The 15,449-nt window shown below is 70.3% G+C and carries 18 protein-coding genes; 11 read left to right on the plus strand and 7 right to left on the minus strand.

Going from position 1 to position 15,449, the window contains the following annotated elements:
• Positions 1–72 precede the first annotated feature (72 nt).
• Together ACFVGW_RS18620 and ACFVGW_RS18625 are read right to left on the minus strand one after the other, a co-directional pair.
• Complete coding sequence (locus ACFVGW_RS18620; RefSeq protein WP_385852738.1) at positions 73–981, minus strand: isopenicillin N synthase family dioxygenase; 909 nt, start codon at positions 979–981, stop codon at positions 73–75.
• A complete protein-coding gene (locus tag ACFVGW_RS18625; RefSeq protein ID WP_385852739.1) occupies positions 974–1,426 on the minus strand; it encodes a nucleoside deaminase in 453 nt (150 codons plus the stop codon). Before ACFVGW_RS18625 ends, ACFVGW_RS18620 begins: the two co-directional genes overlap by 8 nt.
• A gap of 98 nt (positions 1,427–1,524) precedes the next feature.
• Between ACFVGW_RS18625 and ACFVGW_RS18630 the strand changes: the two genes are divergently transcribed.
• Entirely contained in the window at positions 1,525–2,412 is an 888-nt protein-coding gene (locus ACFVGW_RS18630; RefSeq protein ID WP_385852740.1) for a 2-dehydropantoate 2-reductase, read from the plus strand.
• 116 nt (positions 2,413–2,528) lie between these two features.
• On the plus strand, positions 2,529–3,458 hold the full coding sequence (locus ACFVGW_RS18635) for a DMT family transporter (protein WP_385852741.1): 930 nt from the start codon (positions 2,529–2,531) through the stop codon (positions 3,456–3,458).
• Here the strand turns inward: ACFVGW_RS18635 and ACFVGW_RS18640 are convergent.
• Together ACFVGW_RS18640 and ACFVGW_RS18645 are read right to left on the minus strand one after the other, a co-directional pair.
• Positions 3,361–4,248 (minus strand): LysR family transcriptional regulator, encoded by an 888-nt coding sequence (locus tag ACFVGW_RS18640; protein WP_385852742.1) that lies wholly within the window; start codon positions 4,246–4,248, stop codon positions 3,361–3,363. The two genes, ACFVGW_RS18635 and ACFVGW_RS18640, sit on opposite strands and share 98 nt — an antisense overlap.
• Positions 4,248–4,643, minus strand: coding sequence for a PLD nuclease N-terminal domain-containing protein (locus ACFVGW_RS18645; RefSeq protein WP_383222695.1), 396 nt, complete (start codon positions 4,641–4,643; stop codon positions 4,248–4,250). Before ACFVGW_RS18645 ends, ACFVGW_RS18640 begins: the two co-directional genes overlap by 1 nt.
• An 89-nt stretch (positions 4,644–4,732) precedes the next feature.
• Between ACFVGW_RS18645 and ACFVGW_RS18650 the strand changes: the two genes are divergently transcribed.
• Both ACFVGW_RS18650 and mqnP read left to right on the plus strand, forming a co-directional pair.
• Positions 4,733–6,184 (plus strand): menaquinone biosynthesis decarboxylase, encoded by a 1,452-nt coding sequence (locus ACFVGW_RS18650; protein WP_383776470.1) that lies wholly within the window; start codon positions 4,733–4,735, stop codon positions 6,182–6,184.
• The gene (gene mqnP, locus ACFVGW_RS18655; protein WP_385852743.1) at positions 6,181–7,083 is read left to right on the plus strand and encodes a menaquinone biosynthesis prenyltransferase MqnP; all 903 of its coding nucleotides are present in this window, start codon (positions 6,181–6,183) and stop codon (positions 7,081–7,083) included. The genes ACFVGW_RS18650 and mqnP overlap by 4 nt, the downstream gene beginning before the upstream one ends.
• A gap of 56 nt (positions 7,084–7,139) precedes the next feature.
• On the opposite strand, the gene ACFVGW_RS18660 is transcribed toward mqnP, so the two are convergent.
• A complete protein-coding gene (locus ACFVGW_RS18660) occupies positions 7,140–8,063 on the minus strand; it encodes a hypothetical protein (RefSeq protein ID WP_385852744.1) in 924 nt (307 codons plus the stop codon).
• A gap of 202 nt (positions 8,064–8,265) precedes the next feature.
• Complete coding sequence (locus tag ACFVGW_RS18665; RefSeq protein WP_385852745.1) at positions 8,266–8,877, minus strand: rhomboid family intramembrane serine protease; 612 nt, start codon at positions 8,875–8,877, stop codon at positions 8,266–8,268.
• A gap of 95 nt (positions 8,878–8,972) precedes the next feature.
• Between ACFVGW_RS18665 and ACFVGW_RS18670 the strand changes: the two genes are divergently transcribed.
• Positions 8,973–9,656: a UbiX family flavin prenyltransferase gene (locus tag ACFVGW_RS18670; protein ID WP_352187093.1), complete on the plus strand. Its 684-nt coding sequence runs from the start codon at positions 8,973–8,975 to the stop codon at positions 9,654–9,656.
• Here the strand turns inward: ACFVGW_RS18670 and ACFVGW_RS18675 are convergent.
• A complete protein-coding gene (locus ACFVGW_RS18675; protein WP_383288347.1) occupies positions 9,653–9,778 on the minus strand; it encodes a hypothetical protein in 126 nt (41 codons plus the stop codon). The two genes, ACFVGW_RS18670 and ACFVGW_RS18675, sit on opposite strands and share 4 nt — an antisense overlap.
• Before the next feature lie 126 nt (positions 9,779–9,904).
• Between ACFVGW_RS18675 and ACFVGW_RS18680 the strand changes: the two genes are divergently transcribed.
• The 6 genes from ACFVGW_RS18680 to ACFVGW_RS18705 all read left to right on the plus strand — a co-directional run bounded on the left by ACFVGW_RS18680 (position 9,905) and on the right by ACFVGW_RS18705 (position 15,439).
• Complete coding sequence (locus ACFVGW_RS18680) at positions 9,905–10,360, plus strand: Lrp/AsnC family transcriptional regulator (RefSeq protein WP_318104107.1); 456 nt, start codon at positions 9,905–9,907, stop codon at positions 10,358–10,360.
• 48 nt (positions 10,361–10,408) lie between these two features.
• Complete coding sequence (mqnE, locus tag ACFVGW_RS18685) at positions 10,409–11,572, plus strand: aminofutalosine synthase MqnE (RefSeq protein WP_352187094.1); 1,164 nt, start codon at positions 10,409–10,411, stop codon at positions 11,570–11,572.
• A gap of 4 nt (positions 11,573–11,576) precedes the next feature.
• A complete protein-coding gene (locus ACFVGW_RS18690; protein ID WP_385852746.1) occupies positions 11,577–12,101 on the plus strand; it encodes a GNAT family N-acetyltransferase in 525 nt (174 codons plus the stop codon).
• Positions 12,102–12,153: 52 nt separating this feature from the next.
• Positions 12,154–12,444, plus strand: a complete 291-nt coding sequence (locus ACFVGW_RS18695) for a DUF4229 domain-containing protein (protein WP_385852747.1) — start codon at positions 12,154–12,156, stop codon at positions 12,442–12,444.
• 373 nt (positions 12,445–12,817) lie between these two features.
• Complete coding sequence (locus tag ACFVGW_RS18700; protein WP_383288238.1) at positions 12,818–14,134, plus strand: dicarboxylate/amino acid:cation symporter; 1,317 nt, start codon at positions 12,818–12,820, stop codon at positions 14,132–14,134.
• Between the two features lie 501 nt (positions 14,135–14,635).
• Entirely contained in the window at positions 14,636–15,439 is an 804-nt protein-coding gene (locus ACFVGW_RS18705) for a hypothetical protein (protein WP_385852748.1), read from the plus strand.
• Positions 15,440–15,449 lie beyond the last annotated feature (10 nt).

Raw genomic sequence — 15,449 nt, forward strand, 5'->3', positions numbered from 1 at the left:
TCAGCCAACTCAAGGATATCGACGGCGTGTTGGGAAAGCGGCAGGCTTTCCGACTCTGTTGCGCAGGTGTTGTCACTCTGTGGCGATCGCGTCGAGCTGGGCCCGGAGGTAGGCGTGGGACTCGATCCCGTGGATGGTGGTCCCGGGGTCGCACTCGTAGAAGTACACGAGCGACATCAGCTCCTCGGCGGGCACGTCGGCGGGTGGCGGAAGCACCCGGTGCCGGCCGGAACGCCAGCGGCCCCCGGTCCAGCCGGCCATCACGTCGCCGATGTTGACCGTGAACGCGGCCGGATCGAAGGGCGCGTCCTGCCAGCCGTGGGCGTCGGTGTGGACCTGGAGTCCGCCACGGCCGGCCTGCCGGTCGAGGAGGGTCACCGTGCCGAAGTCGGTGTGCGGCCCGATCCGGAACTGGCCGGGCTCCGGCTCGCCCGTCCGCTCCCGCCCCGGGTACCAGTTGATGTTGAAGCCGAAGGTGGGGTGGCCGGTGTGCCGGGTGAAGAAGTCCCGCTCCTCGCCCAGGGCGACGCCGAGGAGATCGAGGACGCGGTCCGAGAGCGCCCGCATCTCCCTGAGGTACGTCCGGACGAGCGGCTTCAGCTCCGGCACCTCGGCGGGCCAGGTGTTCGGCAGGAACCACTCGGCGTCCACGGCCGGATCGCCGGTGGGCTCGTCCGCCGCGAAGGAGAGCGACTCCTTCAGGTCGGGCGGGGTGACTGTGCCCTCGGCGTACCCGTTCGCCTCCGCGCCCGGCCCGAGCCATCCCCGGCCGCCGACCCGCACGGCGTACGGCTCCTTCACGGCGGCCGGGAGGTGGAAGAACCGCCGGGAGACGTCCCGGATCGCCGCCCGCAGGCCGGGGTCCACCCCGTGCCCGGTGACCAGCAGGAACCCGGCCTCGCGCAGGGCGCGGTCGACGGCGGGGAGCTGCGGGGCGGGATCACGGGCGAGATCGACGGTGGGGAGACTGGCTTCACTCATGGCCGATGTCCTCGTTCCACAGGGCGGGATGCTCCGCGGTGAACTCCCGCATGAGCGCGATGCATGAGGGATCGTCGAGCACCAGGACCTCGACGCCGTGCTCGGCCAGCCAGTCGTGCCCGCCGTGGAAGGTCTCCGCCTCTCCGACGACGACCCGGGAGATCCCGAACTGCCGTACGAGGCCGGAGCAGTACCAGCAGGGGGAGAGGGTCGTCACCATGGTCGTCCCCCGGTACGACCGCTGCCGGCCGGCCGCCCGGAACGCGGCGGTCTCCGCGTGCGCCGACGGGTCCCCGTCCTGCACCCGCCGATTGCGCCCCCGCCCGAGCAGCGCCCCGTCGGCCGCGTAGAGGGCGGCCCCGATCGGCACGCCGCCCTCGCCCCGCCCGCCCCGCGCCTCCTCGAGGGCGGTGCCGAGCCACCGCCGTGCCTGATCCTTGTCCATGCCGGGACTCTTCCCCGGCGGGTGGCCCGCATCACGCGTGGAACGGCTGCAGCGTCGCCCTTACCCGGCGGACACCCACGTGAGTAGGCTCGGCGATCATGACGCGTGTTGCGGTGGTCGGTGTGGGAGCGGTGGGCGGCGTGGTGGCCGCGGGCCTGGCCTCGACGGGGCGGCTGGAGGTGACCGCGTGCGTACGGTCGCCGCTGGACGGCCTGCGGATCGACTGGCCCGACGGGGTGGCCCGGCAGGCATCCGTACGGGAGGTTCTCGACCCTGCGCTGGTGTCGCCGGTCGAGTGGGTCGTGCTGGCGACCAAGGCCCACCAGACGGCCGGAGCGGCTCCGTGGCTGGATCGGCTCTGCGGTGCCGGCACTCGTGTCGCCGTGCTGCAGAACGGCATCGAGCACGTCGAGCGCGTCGCGCCGCTGACGGGCGGCGCCGGCATCCTTCCCGCTGTGGTGGAGATCTCGGCGGAGTCGCTGCGGCGGGGCCACATCAGGCTCTTCGGCCGGCCGCGGATCGTGGTGCCCGAGGGCGACGACGGCGCGGACTTCGCCGCTCTCTGCCAGGGCAGCGGGATCACCGTGGCGACGACGGATGATTTCGTGACTGCGGCCTGGGCGAAGCTGTGCCAGAACGTGGCCAATGGTGCCGTCACCGCCCTGACGATGCGCCGCATGCCGGTCTTCGCCAATCCGCGCATCGCTCAGCTGGGCCGCGCGTTGGTGGAGGAGGCGCGGCAGGTCGCGGCCGCGTCGGGCGCGCACCTTCCCGAGGACGTGGCCGACCGGGTCATCGCCGCGCTGCGAGCGATGCCACCCGAGTCCGGGAGCAGCATGCTGTGGGACCGCCTGGCGGGGCGTGAGCTGGAGTACGACGCCCGCAACGGTGCGGTGGTGCGCGCGGGAGCCCGCCTGGGCATTCCCACCCCGCGCAACGAGAGTCTCACCGCACTGCTGGAAGCCGTCAGCGAACCGGAGAAGTGACGTGGCGTCCGCTGTCGTACGGGGCGATGCGTCATCGGCCCGGCCGATGGCCCCATCAGCAGGACGCCCCACTGGCTCGTGGACCGCCCACCGACTCCGTTCGTAGCGTCGGGGGCATGAGAAACGAGACCAGGGGAACCCTCGAACTGACCCTCGCCATGGTGCTCTCCGGCACCCTCGGCATCTTCGTCGTCGAGTCCGGGGCCGCCCCCTTCGACGTGGTGTTCTTCCGGTGCCTCTTCGGGGCCGTCGCGCTCGGGGCGTACAGCCTCGCCCGGGGGTACTTCACCGGGCACGGGTTCACCCCGGGGAAGCTCGGCCTCGCCGCGCTCGGCGGGGTGTTCATCGTCTTCAACTGGGTGTTCCTCTTCGAGGCGTACGAGGCGACCTCGATCTCCTTCGCCACCGTCGTCTACCACACCCAGCCGTTCTTCCTCGTGCTCCTCGGCGCCGTCCTCTTCCGGGAGCGGATCACCGCCGCCAAGTTCGGCTGGCTCGGGGTGGCCTTCGTCGGCCTCGTGCTCGTCTCCGGCGTACGGCCCGGCGACACCGCCTCGCTCAAGGGGCTCGGGCTCGCGCTCGCCGCCGCCGTGCTCTACGCGCTGTCGACGGTCGTCACCAAGCGGATCACCGGCGTCCGGCCGCATCTGATCGCCCTGGTGCAGGTCCTCGTCGGGCTTCCGCTGCTGCTGCCCTTCGTGGACCTGGCGGGCACGGGCGGCATCGGCGCCGGGTGGGGGTGGCTCGTCGGGCTCGGCTTCGTCCACACCGGACTGATGTACGTCCTCATGTACGCCGCCTACCAGAAGCTGCCCACCGCGAAGATCGCCGTGCTCGCCTTCACCTATCCCGCCGTCGCGATGTTCGCCGACTGGGCGGTGTACGGGCACCACATCGGCCTCGTCCAGGCGCTCGGCGTCCCGCTGATCGTCCTGGCCGGCCTGAAGGTCACCCTTGCTGCTCGGACACCAGCCGCCGCGCCTGCTCCACGAACAGCCGGACATGCGCCGGAAGCCGCTTCCCCCGTCGCCACGCGATCTGCGTGAAGAGCCTGAACGGCGGAGTCCAGTCCAGCTCCACCAGTGCCCCGGACGCCAGCTCCTCGGAGACGGTGACCCGGGGCACCAGGGCGATGCCCAGGCCGCCCGCCACACCCCGCTTGGTCGCCTCCAGCGTGCCGAACTCCATGAACGGCGGCGACCACTCCCGCAGCTCCCGCTCGAACAGGTCGCGGTACGGGCAGCCCGGCTCGGTCCCCACCAGCTGCCCCGCCGCGAGGTCCACCGACGCCAGATCCGTACGCCCCGCCAGCGGATGACGCGGGGAGGCCACCAGAGTCAGGGGCTCCTCCGCCAGGACCTCCGCCTCCAGGCCCGCGTGCTCGGTCTCCGGCTCCATCAGGAAGCCGATGTCGTACGTCCCCTGGCGCAGTGCCTGCCGGGTCTCGTCGCCGAGGGTGGGGCGCAGCGACAGCCGCACCTTCGGATAGCGGTGGTGGAACAGCTCCAGGAGCGGCGGCAGCCGGTAGGACGTCAGCGACTCCATCGTGCCCACCGCGATCGTCCCGGCGGGCTCCTCCCCGGTCTCCACGACCGCGGCCCGCGCCTCCTCCGACAGCTCGATCATCCGGCGGGCGTACGGCAGGAGCCGCCCGCCGGCCTCGGTGAGCCGGATGCGGCTGCCGAGCCGTTCGAAGAGCTCCACGCCGAGCGAGGACTCCAGCGCCCGGATCTGGCCGGTGACGCTGGACTGGGCGTACCGGAGTTCGGTCGCGGCCCGGGTGAAGGAGAGGACGGTGGCGACCTTCTCGAAGGTGACCAGGAGCCGGAGCTCCATCAGCCGTCGCTGTCCCTGGCCTCGCCGCCCTGCTCCCGCTTCCTCAGCTCCTCCTCGCGGCGGCGCAGGTCCGCCTCCCAGTCCTTGAGGACGGCCTCGTCCTTCTTGTTCTCGTCCTTGAGGGACTTCAGGAAGTCGGGGTTGTCGTCGGGGGCGACCCACTCCTGGCGGTGGTTGCGGTGCCACTCGGAGGGAGTGCGGCCGCCCGCGGGGGTCTTGCGCATCTTGCCGGCGGCGAACCAGACGACCGGGCCGACGATCCAGAAGAGCAGGATGATGATGACCCAGACGACCTTGGGCAGATGCTTCGCCTCGTCCTCGGGGGTGTTGAGACAGTCGATGAACGCGTAGATCGTCAACGCCAGCGGCAGGATGAACATCAGCGCCCTGAGCATGTGGGACAGCCCCCTGGATCCAGTGGCGGGGTTCGTTTCGTCGGCCCCGGTGACAGGTCAAGCGTAGCCGGTGGCCGATACTGGGCCCCATGGCTTACGACGATCTCCGCTCGCTGCTCAGGGCGCTGGAGCGCGAGGGCGACCTCAAGCGCATCAAGGCCGAAGTCGATCCGTACCTGGAGGTCGGGGAGATCGTCGACCGGGTGAACAAGGCGGGAGGCCCGGCGCTCCTCTTCGAGAACGTCAAGGGCTCCGCCATGCCGCTCGCGATGAACGTCTTCGGCACGGACCGCCGGCTGCTCAAGGCCCTCGGTCTGAAGTCGTACGGCGAGATCAGCGAGAAGATCGGCGGGCTGCTCAAGCCCGAGCTCCCGCAGGGCTTCGTCGGCGTGCGCGAGGCGTTCGGCAAGCTCGGCTCGATGGTCCACGTGCCGCCGAAGAAGGTGAAGGACGCTCCCGTCCAGGAGGTCGTCCTCACCGGGGACGACGTCGACCTCGACAAGCTCCCGGCGCTCTTCACCTGGCCCAAGGACGGCGGGTCCTTCTTCAACCTGGGGCTCACCCACACCAAGCACCCGGAGACCGGGGTCCGCAACCTCGGGCTCTACCGCCTGCAGCGCCACGACAAGCGCACCATCGGCATGCACTGGCAGATCCACAAGGACAGCCGGAACCACTACGCGGTGGCGGCGGAGCGGGGCGAGCGGCTGCCGGTCGCGATCGCCTTCGGCTGCCCGCCCGCCGTGACGTACGCGTCGACGGCCCCGCTGCCCGGTGACATCGACGAGTACCTGTTCGCGGGGTTCGTGCAGGGCAAGCGGATCGAGATGGTCGACTGCAAGACGGTGCCGCTCCAGGTGCCGGCGCAGGCCGAGGTCGTCATCGAGGGCTGGCTGGAGCCGGGCGAGATGCTGCCGGAGGGTCCCTTCGGCGACCACACCGGTTTCTACACGCCGCAGGAGCCGTTCCCGGCGCTGAAGATCGACTGCGTGACGATGCGGAAGCGTCCGCTGCTCCAGTCGATCGTGGTGGGCCGGCCGCCGACGGAGGACGGTCCGCTGGGGCGGGCGACGGAGCGTTTCTTCCTGCCGCTCCTCAAGATCATCGTGCCGGACATCGTGGACTACCACCTGCCCGAGTCGGGCGGCTTCCACAACTGCGCCATCGTCTCGATCGACAAGAAGTACCCGAAGCACGCGCAGAAGGTCATGCACGCCATCTGGGGCGCGCACATGATGTCGCTGACCAAGCTGATCATCGTGGTGGACAAGGACTGCGACGTGCACGATCTGCACGAGGTGTCCTGGCGGGCGCTTGGGAACACCGACTACTCCCGTGACCTGACGGTCGTCGAGGGGCCGGTGGACCACCTGGACCACGCCTCGTACCAGCAGTTCTGGGGCGGCAAGGCCGGCATCGACGCCACGAAGAAGCTTCCCGAGGAGGGCTACACCCGGGACGGCGGCTGGCCGGACATGGTGGAGTCGGACCCGGCGACGGCCGCCCTGGTGGACCGCCGCTGGAAGGAGTACGGCCTGTGACCACCGCGGCCGTACCCGGCGCCGAGCCGGGCCGTACCAAGGCCTTCCTGCGGCTGGTGATGATCGAGCACTCGGTCTTCGCCCTGCCCTTCGCCTACATCGCCTCGCTGACCGCGATGTTCCAGCTCGACCGGAACATCCACTGGGGGAAGCTGCTCCTCGTCACCGTCTGCATGGTGGGGCTGCGGACCTTCGCGATGGCCTGCAACCGGATCATCGACCGCGAGATCGACGCCCGTAATCCGCGCACGGCCGGCCGTGAGCTGGTGACCGGGGCCGTGTCGGTGCGGTCGGCGTGGACGGGGGCGGGCATCGCCGTCGTCGTCTTCCTGGGCGCCGCGGCGCTGCTCAACCCGCTCTGCCTGGCCCTCGCGCCGCTCGCCGTGGTGCCGATGGTGGTCTATCCGTACGGCAAGCGGTTCACCAACTTCCCGCACGCGATCCTCGGCATCGCCCAGGCCATAGGGCCGATCGGCGCCTGGCTCGCGGTGACCGGCGAGTGGTCCTGGGACGCGGTGATCCTCGGCTTCGCGGTCGGGATCTGGATCGGCGGCTTCGACCTGATCTTCGCCTGCCAGGACGTCCAGGCCGACCGCGCCCAGGGCGTCATGTCGGTGCCCGCCCGCTTCGGCGTACCGGCGGCGCTCTGGGGCGCCCGGGCCTCGGCGGTCGTGACGACGGGTCTGCTGGTCTGGTACGCGCTGGCCACCGACGCCGGAGTGTTCTTCTGGATCGGGCTCGTGATCGTGGTCGCGGCGTTCTGCTACGAGCACACGATCGTGAAGCCGCACGACCTGTCCAAGCTGAACCGCGCGTTCTTCACGACGAACGGCTTCATCGGCATCTCGCTGTTCCTGTGCGCCCTGATCGACCTGGTGGTGCGCGGCCTGACGGTCTGACGGCGCCGGCCGTCTGACGGCGTCGGCCGTCCCGGCGGCCGGGCCGCCTGCCGGCCTCAGTCGATCTCGAAGCGCGGCCGGACCGGTCCGGCCGGCCGCGCGGGCGGCGGCGGGGCCGGAGCCGCGGCCTCGGGCTCGCCCATCTGCCGGAAGCCGCCCAGCGGGTTGCTCCAGCTGTCGGTGCTGCTGTCCGAGTCGTAGTCCGAGTTCGACCCCACGTCCGCGGCGATGTTCTCGCCCTTGCGCGGGGCGCCGCTCCTGTCGTTCCGCCGCTTGATCGAGTCCTGCAGGGTGTTCGGGTTCTCCAGGAGCGGGAGACCGAGGCCGGGCGCGGGCTCGCCCGTCGCGGCCTGGAAGACCGAGCGGGCGAACGTGGTGCAGTTGAACGTGGCCAGGTTGTAGGCGTGGCCCTCGTTCGCCCGGATGTACTCCCGCGCGGTGTTGTACTGCTCCTCCGTCAGCTCGGCGGTGAGCCGGGACGTCGCGTCGTCCGGGCTGTCGTGGTTCCTCTTGACCTGCCCCTTCACCGACCGGAACGGCTTGTCGCGGGCGACCTCCTCGGCGGGGAAGAAGCCGTACGACTTCCAGGTCCCCTGCCCGCCCTCCTCCTTGTAGAGGGCGACCCAGGCGTGTCCGAAGGCGAGGTTGCCCCAGTACTCGAGGTGGTGACTGCGGCTGTTCTTCGCCGTCTGGATCTGGATCCGGTACCGCGCCCGGCTGCCCTGGGCCTGGCCGTCCTGCGTCCCGCCGCCCTGGTCGCCCCCGTTCTCCATCCGCTGGATCCGGTGCTGCCGGCCGAGCGCGCGGACCGCCGCCGCGTTCCCGACGGTGCGCTGCAGCGCGTGCACGTGGGCGGGTGTGAGGTGCTGGGGCTGCGGCCGCCCGGGGCGGTGGAGGTGCTCCCGGGCTTCGGGCACCTGCTGGTCGCGCCCCTGGCCGGGCACGGAGCCGGCCGCTCCGCGGTCTCGTCGAGTGAACATGGCCGCTCCGGAAGGCGTGACGTCATGACGTGCGCGTCCGCAGTCTCCCGGCCGCCCGTTCGGCCGGTCCAGGTCTCCGAGGGCAGAGCCGGGGGCACCGCGGGGGCAGCCCAGGGCGGCCCCGGGCGCCCCCGGGCAGCCCTGGGCAGTCCTGGGAGTTCAGGCAGTTCCGGGCAGCCCCGTGCAGTCCCGGGAATCCGACTCAGGAGGGCAGAGCGGTCCCCGCGGCCGCGGCGCGGCGGCGGAGGAGGAAGGCCGCCGCCACGCCCGCCACGAGGCCGACGAGGTGGGCCTGCCAGCTCACGGCCGTGTTGGTGGGGGAGATGCCGGACAGGATCGCGCCGCCCCAGACCGCTCCGACCGCCAGAGCGACGCCGACGTCCAGCGGCCTGCGGTCGGCGAAGCCCCGCGCCACCAGGTAGCCGAAGAGACCGAAGACGAGGCCCGAGGCCCCCGCCGTGTTGCTGTACGTCGGGGAGATCAGCCAGACGCCGAGGCCGTCGGCCACGATGATCAGGGCGGCGACGGCGAGGAAGCGGCGGATGCCGCCGAGCGCGGCGAGGAAGCCGAGGACGAGCAGCGGGACGCTGTTCGAGGCGACGTGGTCGAAGCCGAAGTGCAGGAACGAGGCGGGCACGATGTGCGCCAGCTCCGCCGGATCGCGCGGGGTGATGCCGTACGCGTCGAGCGCGTGACCCGTGGCGAGGTCGACGACTTCGAGGATCCAGAGCAGGGCCACCCAGCCCACCATGAGCCGTATCGCGGTCTTCGCCCGGTCGGACGTACGCCACCGTGGCGTTTCGAGCTCTGTCATGACCATCCCCCTGCGGTCTTCCGCCGTGTGTAGGGGAGAACGTACGGGACCCCGTGCGGAGTTCTCGTCCCGGGCCGCCGGATAGGCTCGGCGGCGTGGAGCCGGTAGAGGAAGAGCAGCGTCGTCCCTGGGTGGTCGGGGTGTCCGGGGCGTCGGGTACCCCGTACGCCGCCGCCGTTCTGCGGGGGTTGCTGGCAGCGGGGGAGAGTGTCGACCTGGTCGTCTCGCGGGCGTCGCGGCTGACGCTGCTCGACGAGACGGGGATCGCCTTCCGGGACGCGCACTGGCGCGAGGACCTGGCGGCGTGGCTGGCGCGGGGCGCCGACGGGAAGCCGGGGACGTTCGCGCCCGGCATCGACGACGTGCGGTACTGGGCGGCCGGGGATCTGGCCGCCGGGCCGAGCAGCGGCTCGTACCCCGTGAAGGGAATGCTGATCGTGCCGGCATCGACCGCCTCGGTGGCGGGCGTGGCGCTGGGGCTTTCGAAGGACCTGCTGCAGCGGGCGGCGAGCGTGACGCTCAAGGAGCGGCGGCCCCTGGTGGTCGCGGTGCGGGAGACCCCGCTGAACGGACAGACGCTGAAGCACCTGGTGGCGCTGGACGAGGCGGGCGCCGTGGTGCTGCCCGCCTCTCCGGCGTTCTACGCGGGGGCGACGCACATCCAGGATCTGGTGGACTTCGTCGCCGGGCGGGTGCTCGACGCGGCAGGGGTGCCGCACCGGCTGTACCGCCGTTGGGAGGGAGAGCTCGGTGGTGGTGCGAGCCCTCGTGCGGACTAGCGCTTCTTCGCGGCGCGCTTCTTCTCGGCGCGGCGGGAGGCGGACGGCCGGTGGGCACGCGAGCGGTTGGCCATCTCCTGCAGCTCGCGCATACGGGCATGGGCCATCTCGATCGTGTACACGGTGAACACCACTCCTGAAAGATCGTCTTTGTTTAATTGAGAGATTCACAGGGCGTCGACCCCTGTGTACCTTAGATTCTATACCTAAACTCGCGGTATCGCTGGACAATGGAAGGCTTCATACCTATGGACGCCGTGGACAGGCAGCTCATCCAGGCTCTGCGCGAGAACGGCAGAGCTTCGTACGCCGAACTCGGCCGGCTCGTCGGGCTCTCCGGCCCCTCCGTCACCGACCGCATCAACCGTCTGGAGGCGGCCGGGGTCATCACCGGCTACCGCGCGACGGTCGACGCCGCCTCGCTCGGCCTCGGCGTGACCGCCCTCATCGGCATCTCCCTCTCCGACGCCGCCGACCACGAGGACGTGGCGCGCCGCCTGAAGGACCTCGCCGAGATCGAGGACTGCTGGTTCATCGCCGGCGACGACTCGTACATGCTCAAGGTGCGGGTGGACGACGTCGACGGACTGGAGAAGACCATCCGCCGTCTCTCCGGCACCAAGGGCGTCTCCCGCACCCGTACGACGATCGTGCTCTCCACCAAGTGGGAGAACCGGGTCGGGGATCTGCCCGAGGAGGGCTGAGAGTACGGTGGGTGGAGCCTGAAATCGTCAGACATGGGAGGCGGCCGCATGGACGCGGGACTCAAGCGCGAGCTGGAGCAGAAGGTCCGTTCCGGAGAGCGGCTGAGCCGCGAGGACGGCATCGCTCTGTACGAGTCCGACGACCTGGCCTGGCTCGGCGGCCTGGCCCACGAGGTCCGGACCCGCAAGAACGGTGACGTCGTCCACTTCAACGTCAACCGCCACCTCAACATGACGAACGTGTGCACCGCGTCCTGCGCGTACTGCTCGTTCCAGCGCAAGCCGGGCGAGAAGGACGCGTACACGATGCGCATCGAGGAGGCCGTCCGCCTCGCCAAGGCGATGGAGAACGAGAACCTCACCGAGCTGCACATCGTCAACGGGCTCCACCCCAACCTGCCCTGGCGCTACTACCCGCGCTCGCTCTCCGAGCTGAAGAAGGCGCTCCCCAACGTCTCGCTCAAGGCGTTCACCGCCACCGAGATCCACCACTTCGAGACCATCTCGGGCATGTCGGCCTCCGACATCCTCGACGAGCTGATCGAGGCCGGTCTGGAGTCCCTCACCGGCGGCGGCGCGGAGATCTTCGACTGGGAGGTCCGCCAGCACATCGTGGACCACCGCACCCACTGGGAGGACTGGTCCCGGATCCACCGCCTGGCCCACTCCAAGGGTCTGAAGACCCCGAGCACGATGCTCTACGGGCACATCGAGGAGCCCCGGCACCGCGTCGACCACGTGCTGCGGCTGCGTGAACTCCAGGACGAGACCGGCGGCTTCCAGGTCTTCATCCCGCTGCGCTACCAGCACGACTTCGTCGACATGCAGGACGGCAAGGTCCGCAACAAGCTCCAGGCGCGCACGACGATGGCGACGGGCGCGGAGGCGCTGAAGACCTTCGCGGTCTCCCGTCTCCTCTTCGACAACGTGCCGCACGTCAAGGTCTTCTGGGTCATGCACGGTGTGCAGACCGCCCAGCTCGCGCTCCAGCACGGCGCCGACGACATGGACGGCTCGGTCGTCGAGTACAAGATCACGCACGACGCCGACAACTACGGCACGCCGAACAAGCTGGGCCGCGAGGACCTGCTGGAGCTGATCCGCGACGCCGGCTTCCGCCCGGTGGAGCGCAACACGCGGTACGAGATCATCCGCGAGTACCCGGGACCGGACGCGGACCGCCGCGAGTCCCCCCAGCCGATGCGGGTCTGACACCGTGAGCCTCACGTTCGAACTGGACCCCGAGGTCACCCCCGCGCTGCGCGACGGCATCCTGCGCCTCTGGGCCGACGTCTCCAACGCGGGCGGTGCCGTCGGCTTCGTCCCGCCGGTCACCCGGGACGAGGTCAGGCCCGAGCTGCTCAAGCACCTCGTCGCGATGACCGAGGGCCGGATGCGGCTCGTCGTCGGGTACGAGGAGGACGGCACCGTCGCCGCCACCACCTTCGTCGCGTACAACACGCACCGGCTGATGACGCACTGGGTCTGGCTCTACACGGTCATGGTCCACCCCTCCCACCAGGGCAAGGGGTACGGCCGTGACCTGATGGCCGCCGTCGAGGACGCGGTCCGCGGCTTCGAAGGGATCGAGGCGATTCGCCTCACCTGTCGCGGCGGCACCGGCGTCGACCGCTTCTACGGCTCCTGCGGCTACAAGGAGGTCGGGCGGGTGCCCGGCGCCATCCGGGTGGCCGAGGGCGACGACCGGGACGACATTTTCATGCTCCTCCCCCTGAACTGATCCAATTCGGACCGTGCTTCACTGGACGGGCAATCGAGAGAAAGGGGCCGTCGTGGCCGCGAACGGGACGGGCGCTGCGACCCTCCGCTACACCCTCATGCGACTCGGCGTCTTCGCCGGCTGCTTCTTCGCCCTCTGGGGGCTCGTCTACGTCGGCGTGCTGCCGCGCGGCCTCGGCGACTCCAACCTGCTCTGGGTGCTCCTCCTCGCCATCGTGATCTCCGCGCCGCTCAGCTTCGTGCTGCTGCGCGGGCAGCGGGACGCGATGTCCGCGCAGATCGTGGCCAAGGTGGACCGGGCCAAGGACCGCCTGGCGGAGAACCGGTCGCGCGAGGACGCGTAAGCCGCAGGCCCGGGACGTGTAAGTCCTGGGTAAGTTTCATCACAGTACAAACACCCCGGTCAGGAGCTTCGAAGGCTCCTGGCCGGGGTGTTCTGCGTTTCGGAGGCGGGGAGGGCTCTCGGCATCTCAAAGAAGGGCTTTGAGGTTCTCAAAGTTCAAGTGTTAACGTACCTGCCGTGACGACAGCACTGCGCCTCCTCGATGCCGCGAGCACCCCGCTCGTGGCGCGCCTGCATGTCGATCTGTGCCGCTGTATGTCCGCGGTCTGTTGCCGCGAGCTCTGACCCCGGCATCATGCGGCGGTACCGCTAGAACGCGTGTGTACCGCACCCCCGTCCCCGTATTACCCGATACGCACCGCTGGAGTGTGTCTGTGTCCGCGTCCGCGTCCACGCCCGAGACGAAGTCCCCGGCTTCCTCCCGAATACCCAAGATCCCCTTCTGGGCCCAGATCGTCGCCGGTCTCGCGCTCGGCGTCCTGCTCGGCTGGCTCGCCCGCAGCCAGGACGTCAGCTGGCTGAAGGAGACCCTTGGCCAGGTCGGCGACATCTTCGTCCAGCTCCTGAAGCTGGCCGTCGCCCCGCTCGTCTTCTTCGCGATCCTGGTGTCGATCACCAACCTCCGCAAGGTCAACAACGCCGCCCGGCTGGCCGCCCAGACCCTGGTCTGGTTCATGATCACCTCGCTGATCGCCGTCGGCATCGGCCTCGCGATCGGCCTGCTCACCAACCCGGGCGCCGGCACCGGCCTCACCCCGCAGGACGGCGAGCTGCCGAAGCGCGAGGGCACCTGGATCGACTTCCTGACCGGGATCATCCCGTCCGACGTCATCACGCCGTTCACCGAGCTGAACGTCCTTCAGATCGTCTTCATGGCCGCCGTCGCCGGCGTCGCCGCGCTGAAGCTCGGTGACCGCGCCAAGCCGATCCTCACCCTCTCCGAGTCGGTCCTGGAACTCCTCCAGAAGGCCCTGTGGTGGGTCATCCGCCTCGCCCCCATCGGCACCGTCGGCCTCATCGGCTTCGCCATCGCCGACTACGGCTGGGAGCTGATCGGCAAGTACGCGACCTTCACCGCGGACGTCTACATCGGTTCGGCCCTGGTGATGTTCGGCGTCTACCCGCTGCTGCTCGCGACGGTCGCCAAGGTCAACCCGGTCCAGTTCTTCAAGGGCGCCTGGCCCGCCATCCAGCTGGCCTTCGTCTCCCGCTCCTCGGTCGGCACCATGCCGGTCACCCAGAAGGTCACCGAGCGCCTCGGCGTCCCGAAGGAGTACGCCTCCTTCGCCGTCCCGTTCGGCGCCACGACCAAGATGGACGGCTGCGCCGCGATCTACCCGGCGCTCGCCGCGATCTTCATCGCGCAGATCTTCGACGTGCAGCTGGGCATCCAGGACTACCTGCTGATCGCCTTCGTCTCGGTCGTCGGCTCCGCGGCCACCGCGGGCCTCACCGGCGCGACGGTCATGCTGACGCTGACCCTCTCCACGCTGGGCCTCCCGCTGGAGGGCGTGGGCCTGCTGATGGCGATCGACCCGATCCTGGACATGATGAGGACGGCCACGAACGTCGCCGGGCAGGCTCTGATCCCGGTCGTCGTCGCGGCCCGCGAGAAGATCCTGGACGTCGACGCGTACAACGCGGCCTCGTCCTCCCCGGTCGACGACCGCGAGCCGGCCCTCGCCGCGTAACGCTCGGGCGGACAGCCGCCGTCGATGCCCATGCCCCTGATGACGGGGGTGTGGGCATCACGCGTTCAGGGCCTGCCCGGGGCGGGCGTGACGTTGTCGGCTGCGGCCGCGCCCGATCGAGGCAACGCTGATGACGAAGGCGGCGCATCGCTACAGGATGCGGTACAGGTCGTCCGTGGAGTAGAACCCTCGGAGGTTCAGCCGCTTCCTGCCTCCCGCCGGGGCGCGTCGTAGTGCGCTCCGGTCGGGCGCGGTTCCCCAGGAAAGGAACGGGAGAGAACCCTCCCAACCACCCCTCTGTCCCCCCAACTGCCAACGTCACACGTACGGGTGACGTGGTGTCGGAAGCGTGGATGGGTGCGGTACGGTCTGCCGCAACAACGGCATATGCAACTCGGCCCCCGGCAGGACGGCAATCCTGACCGAGGGCCTACCGATCAGGAAGTCGACACCTTCCCAATGGCTGATCCGCAGTCTAACGCGGCCACGTCCGCTCATCCCGTGGCCCACGTGATTCCCGAGGGCGCGCCCCGCTCCGGCGTGATCCACATCAGGCACCGCCACACCGAACGCTTCACGGTCATCGGCAACCACCTCGCCCAGCACAAGGAGCTCTCCGCCGTCGCGATCGGGCTCGCCGTGTACATCCAGTCGCTGCCGGACGGGGTCTCGGTGACCGCCAAGGCGCTCGCACTCCGCTTCCGGGAGGGCGAGAAGACCGTCCGACGGGCGCTCAACGAACTGGAGCGCGCCGGGTACCTCGCCCGTCCCCGACTCCCCGTCGGTGGTGGCAAGTTCGCCACCCGAACCCTGGCGTACGACAAGCCTCGCGGCGCATCCGAGGCCGGCCACGCGCCCGAGCCGCACCCTGCCCCCGGCCCCTCGCCGGACACCCTTCCGTTGCCGCCGAAGGCGCCCCCGGCGCCCCGGGCCGCCCGGCCTTCTCCCACCGGCCCCGCCGCCGAAGTCCTCGTCCGGCTCCGGCTCGCGGATTCCCGGCCTCTGCTCTCCGCCAGGGATGTCGAGCGGCTCGCTCCTGCCGTCGAGGCCTGGCTGGACCGCTCCGCGACCCCCGCCCAGATCGCCCGTACCCTCACCGCGAACCTGCCGCCCGAGCCCGTGCCCATCCATCACCCGGCACGTTTCCTGGAGTACCGCCTCACGACCCTGCTGCCGCCGCCGCTCCCTGCCGCGCCCGCGCCTCCGCCTGCGCCACTGCCCCTGATCAGCTGCGACGGCTGTGAGCGCGCCTTCCGCAGTCACGATCCCGAGGGGCGGTGCATCGACTGCAGGGGCGCGGCCTGAGGCAACCGCA

It is taken from the genome of Streptomyces sp. NPDC127129 (assembly GCF_042671585.1).
Taxonomy (GTDB): Bacteria; Actinomycetota; Actinomycetes; order Streptomycetales; family Streptomycetaceae; genus Streptomyces.

Coding starts and splice junctions, on each gene's coding strand:
- ACFVGW_RS18620 (WP_385852738.1), bottom strand. CDS start 981: ATGAGTGAAGCCAGTCTCCCCACCGTCGATCTCGCCCGTGATCCCGCC.
- ACFVGW_RS18625 (WP_385852739.1), bottom strand. CDS start 1,426: ATGGACAAGGATCAGGCACGGCGGTGGCTCGGCACCGCCCTCGAGGAG.
- ACFVGW_RS18630 (WP_385852740.1), top strand. CDS start 1,525: ATGACGCGTGTTGCGGTGGTCGGTGTGGGAGCGGTGGGCGGCGTGGTG.
- ACFVGW_RS18635 (WP_385852741.1), top strand. CDS start 2,529: ATGAGAAACGAGACCAGGGGAACCCTCGAACTGACCCTCGCCATGGTG.
- ACFVGW_RS18640 (WP_385852742.1), bottom strand. CDS start 4,248: ATGGAGCTCCGGCTCCTGGTCACCTTCGAGAAGGTCGCCACCGTCCTC.
- ACFVGW_RS18645 (WP_383222695.1), bottom strand. CDS start 4,643: ATGCTCAGGGCGCTGATGTTCATCCTGCCGCTGGCGTTGACGATCTAC.
- ACFVGW_RS18650 (WP_383776470.1), top strand. CDS start 4,733: ATGGCTTACGACGATCTCCGCTCGCTGCTCAGGGCGCTGGAGCGCGAG.
- ACFVGW_RS18660 (WP_385852744.1), bottom strand. CDS start 8,063: ATGTTCACTCGACGAGACCGCGGAGCGGCCGGCTCCGTGCCCGGCCAG.
- ACFVGW_RS18665 (WP_385852745.1), bottom strand. CDS start 8,877: ATGACAGAGCTCGAAACGCCACGGTGGCGTACGTCCGACCGGGCGAAG.
- ACFVGW_RS18680 (WP_318104107.1), top strand. CDS start 9,905: ATGGACGCCGTGGACAGGCAGCTCATCCAGGCTCTGCGCGAGAACGGC.
- mqnE (WP_352187094.1), top strand. CDS start 10,409: ATGGACGCGGGACTCAAGCGCGAGCTGGAGCAGAAGGTCCGTTCCGGA.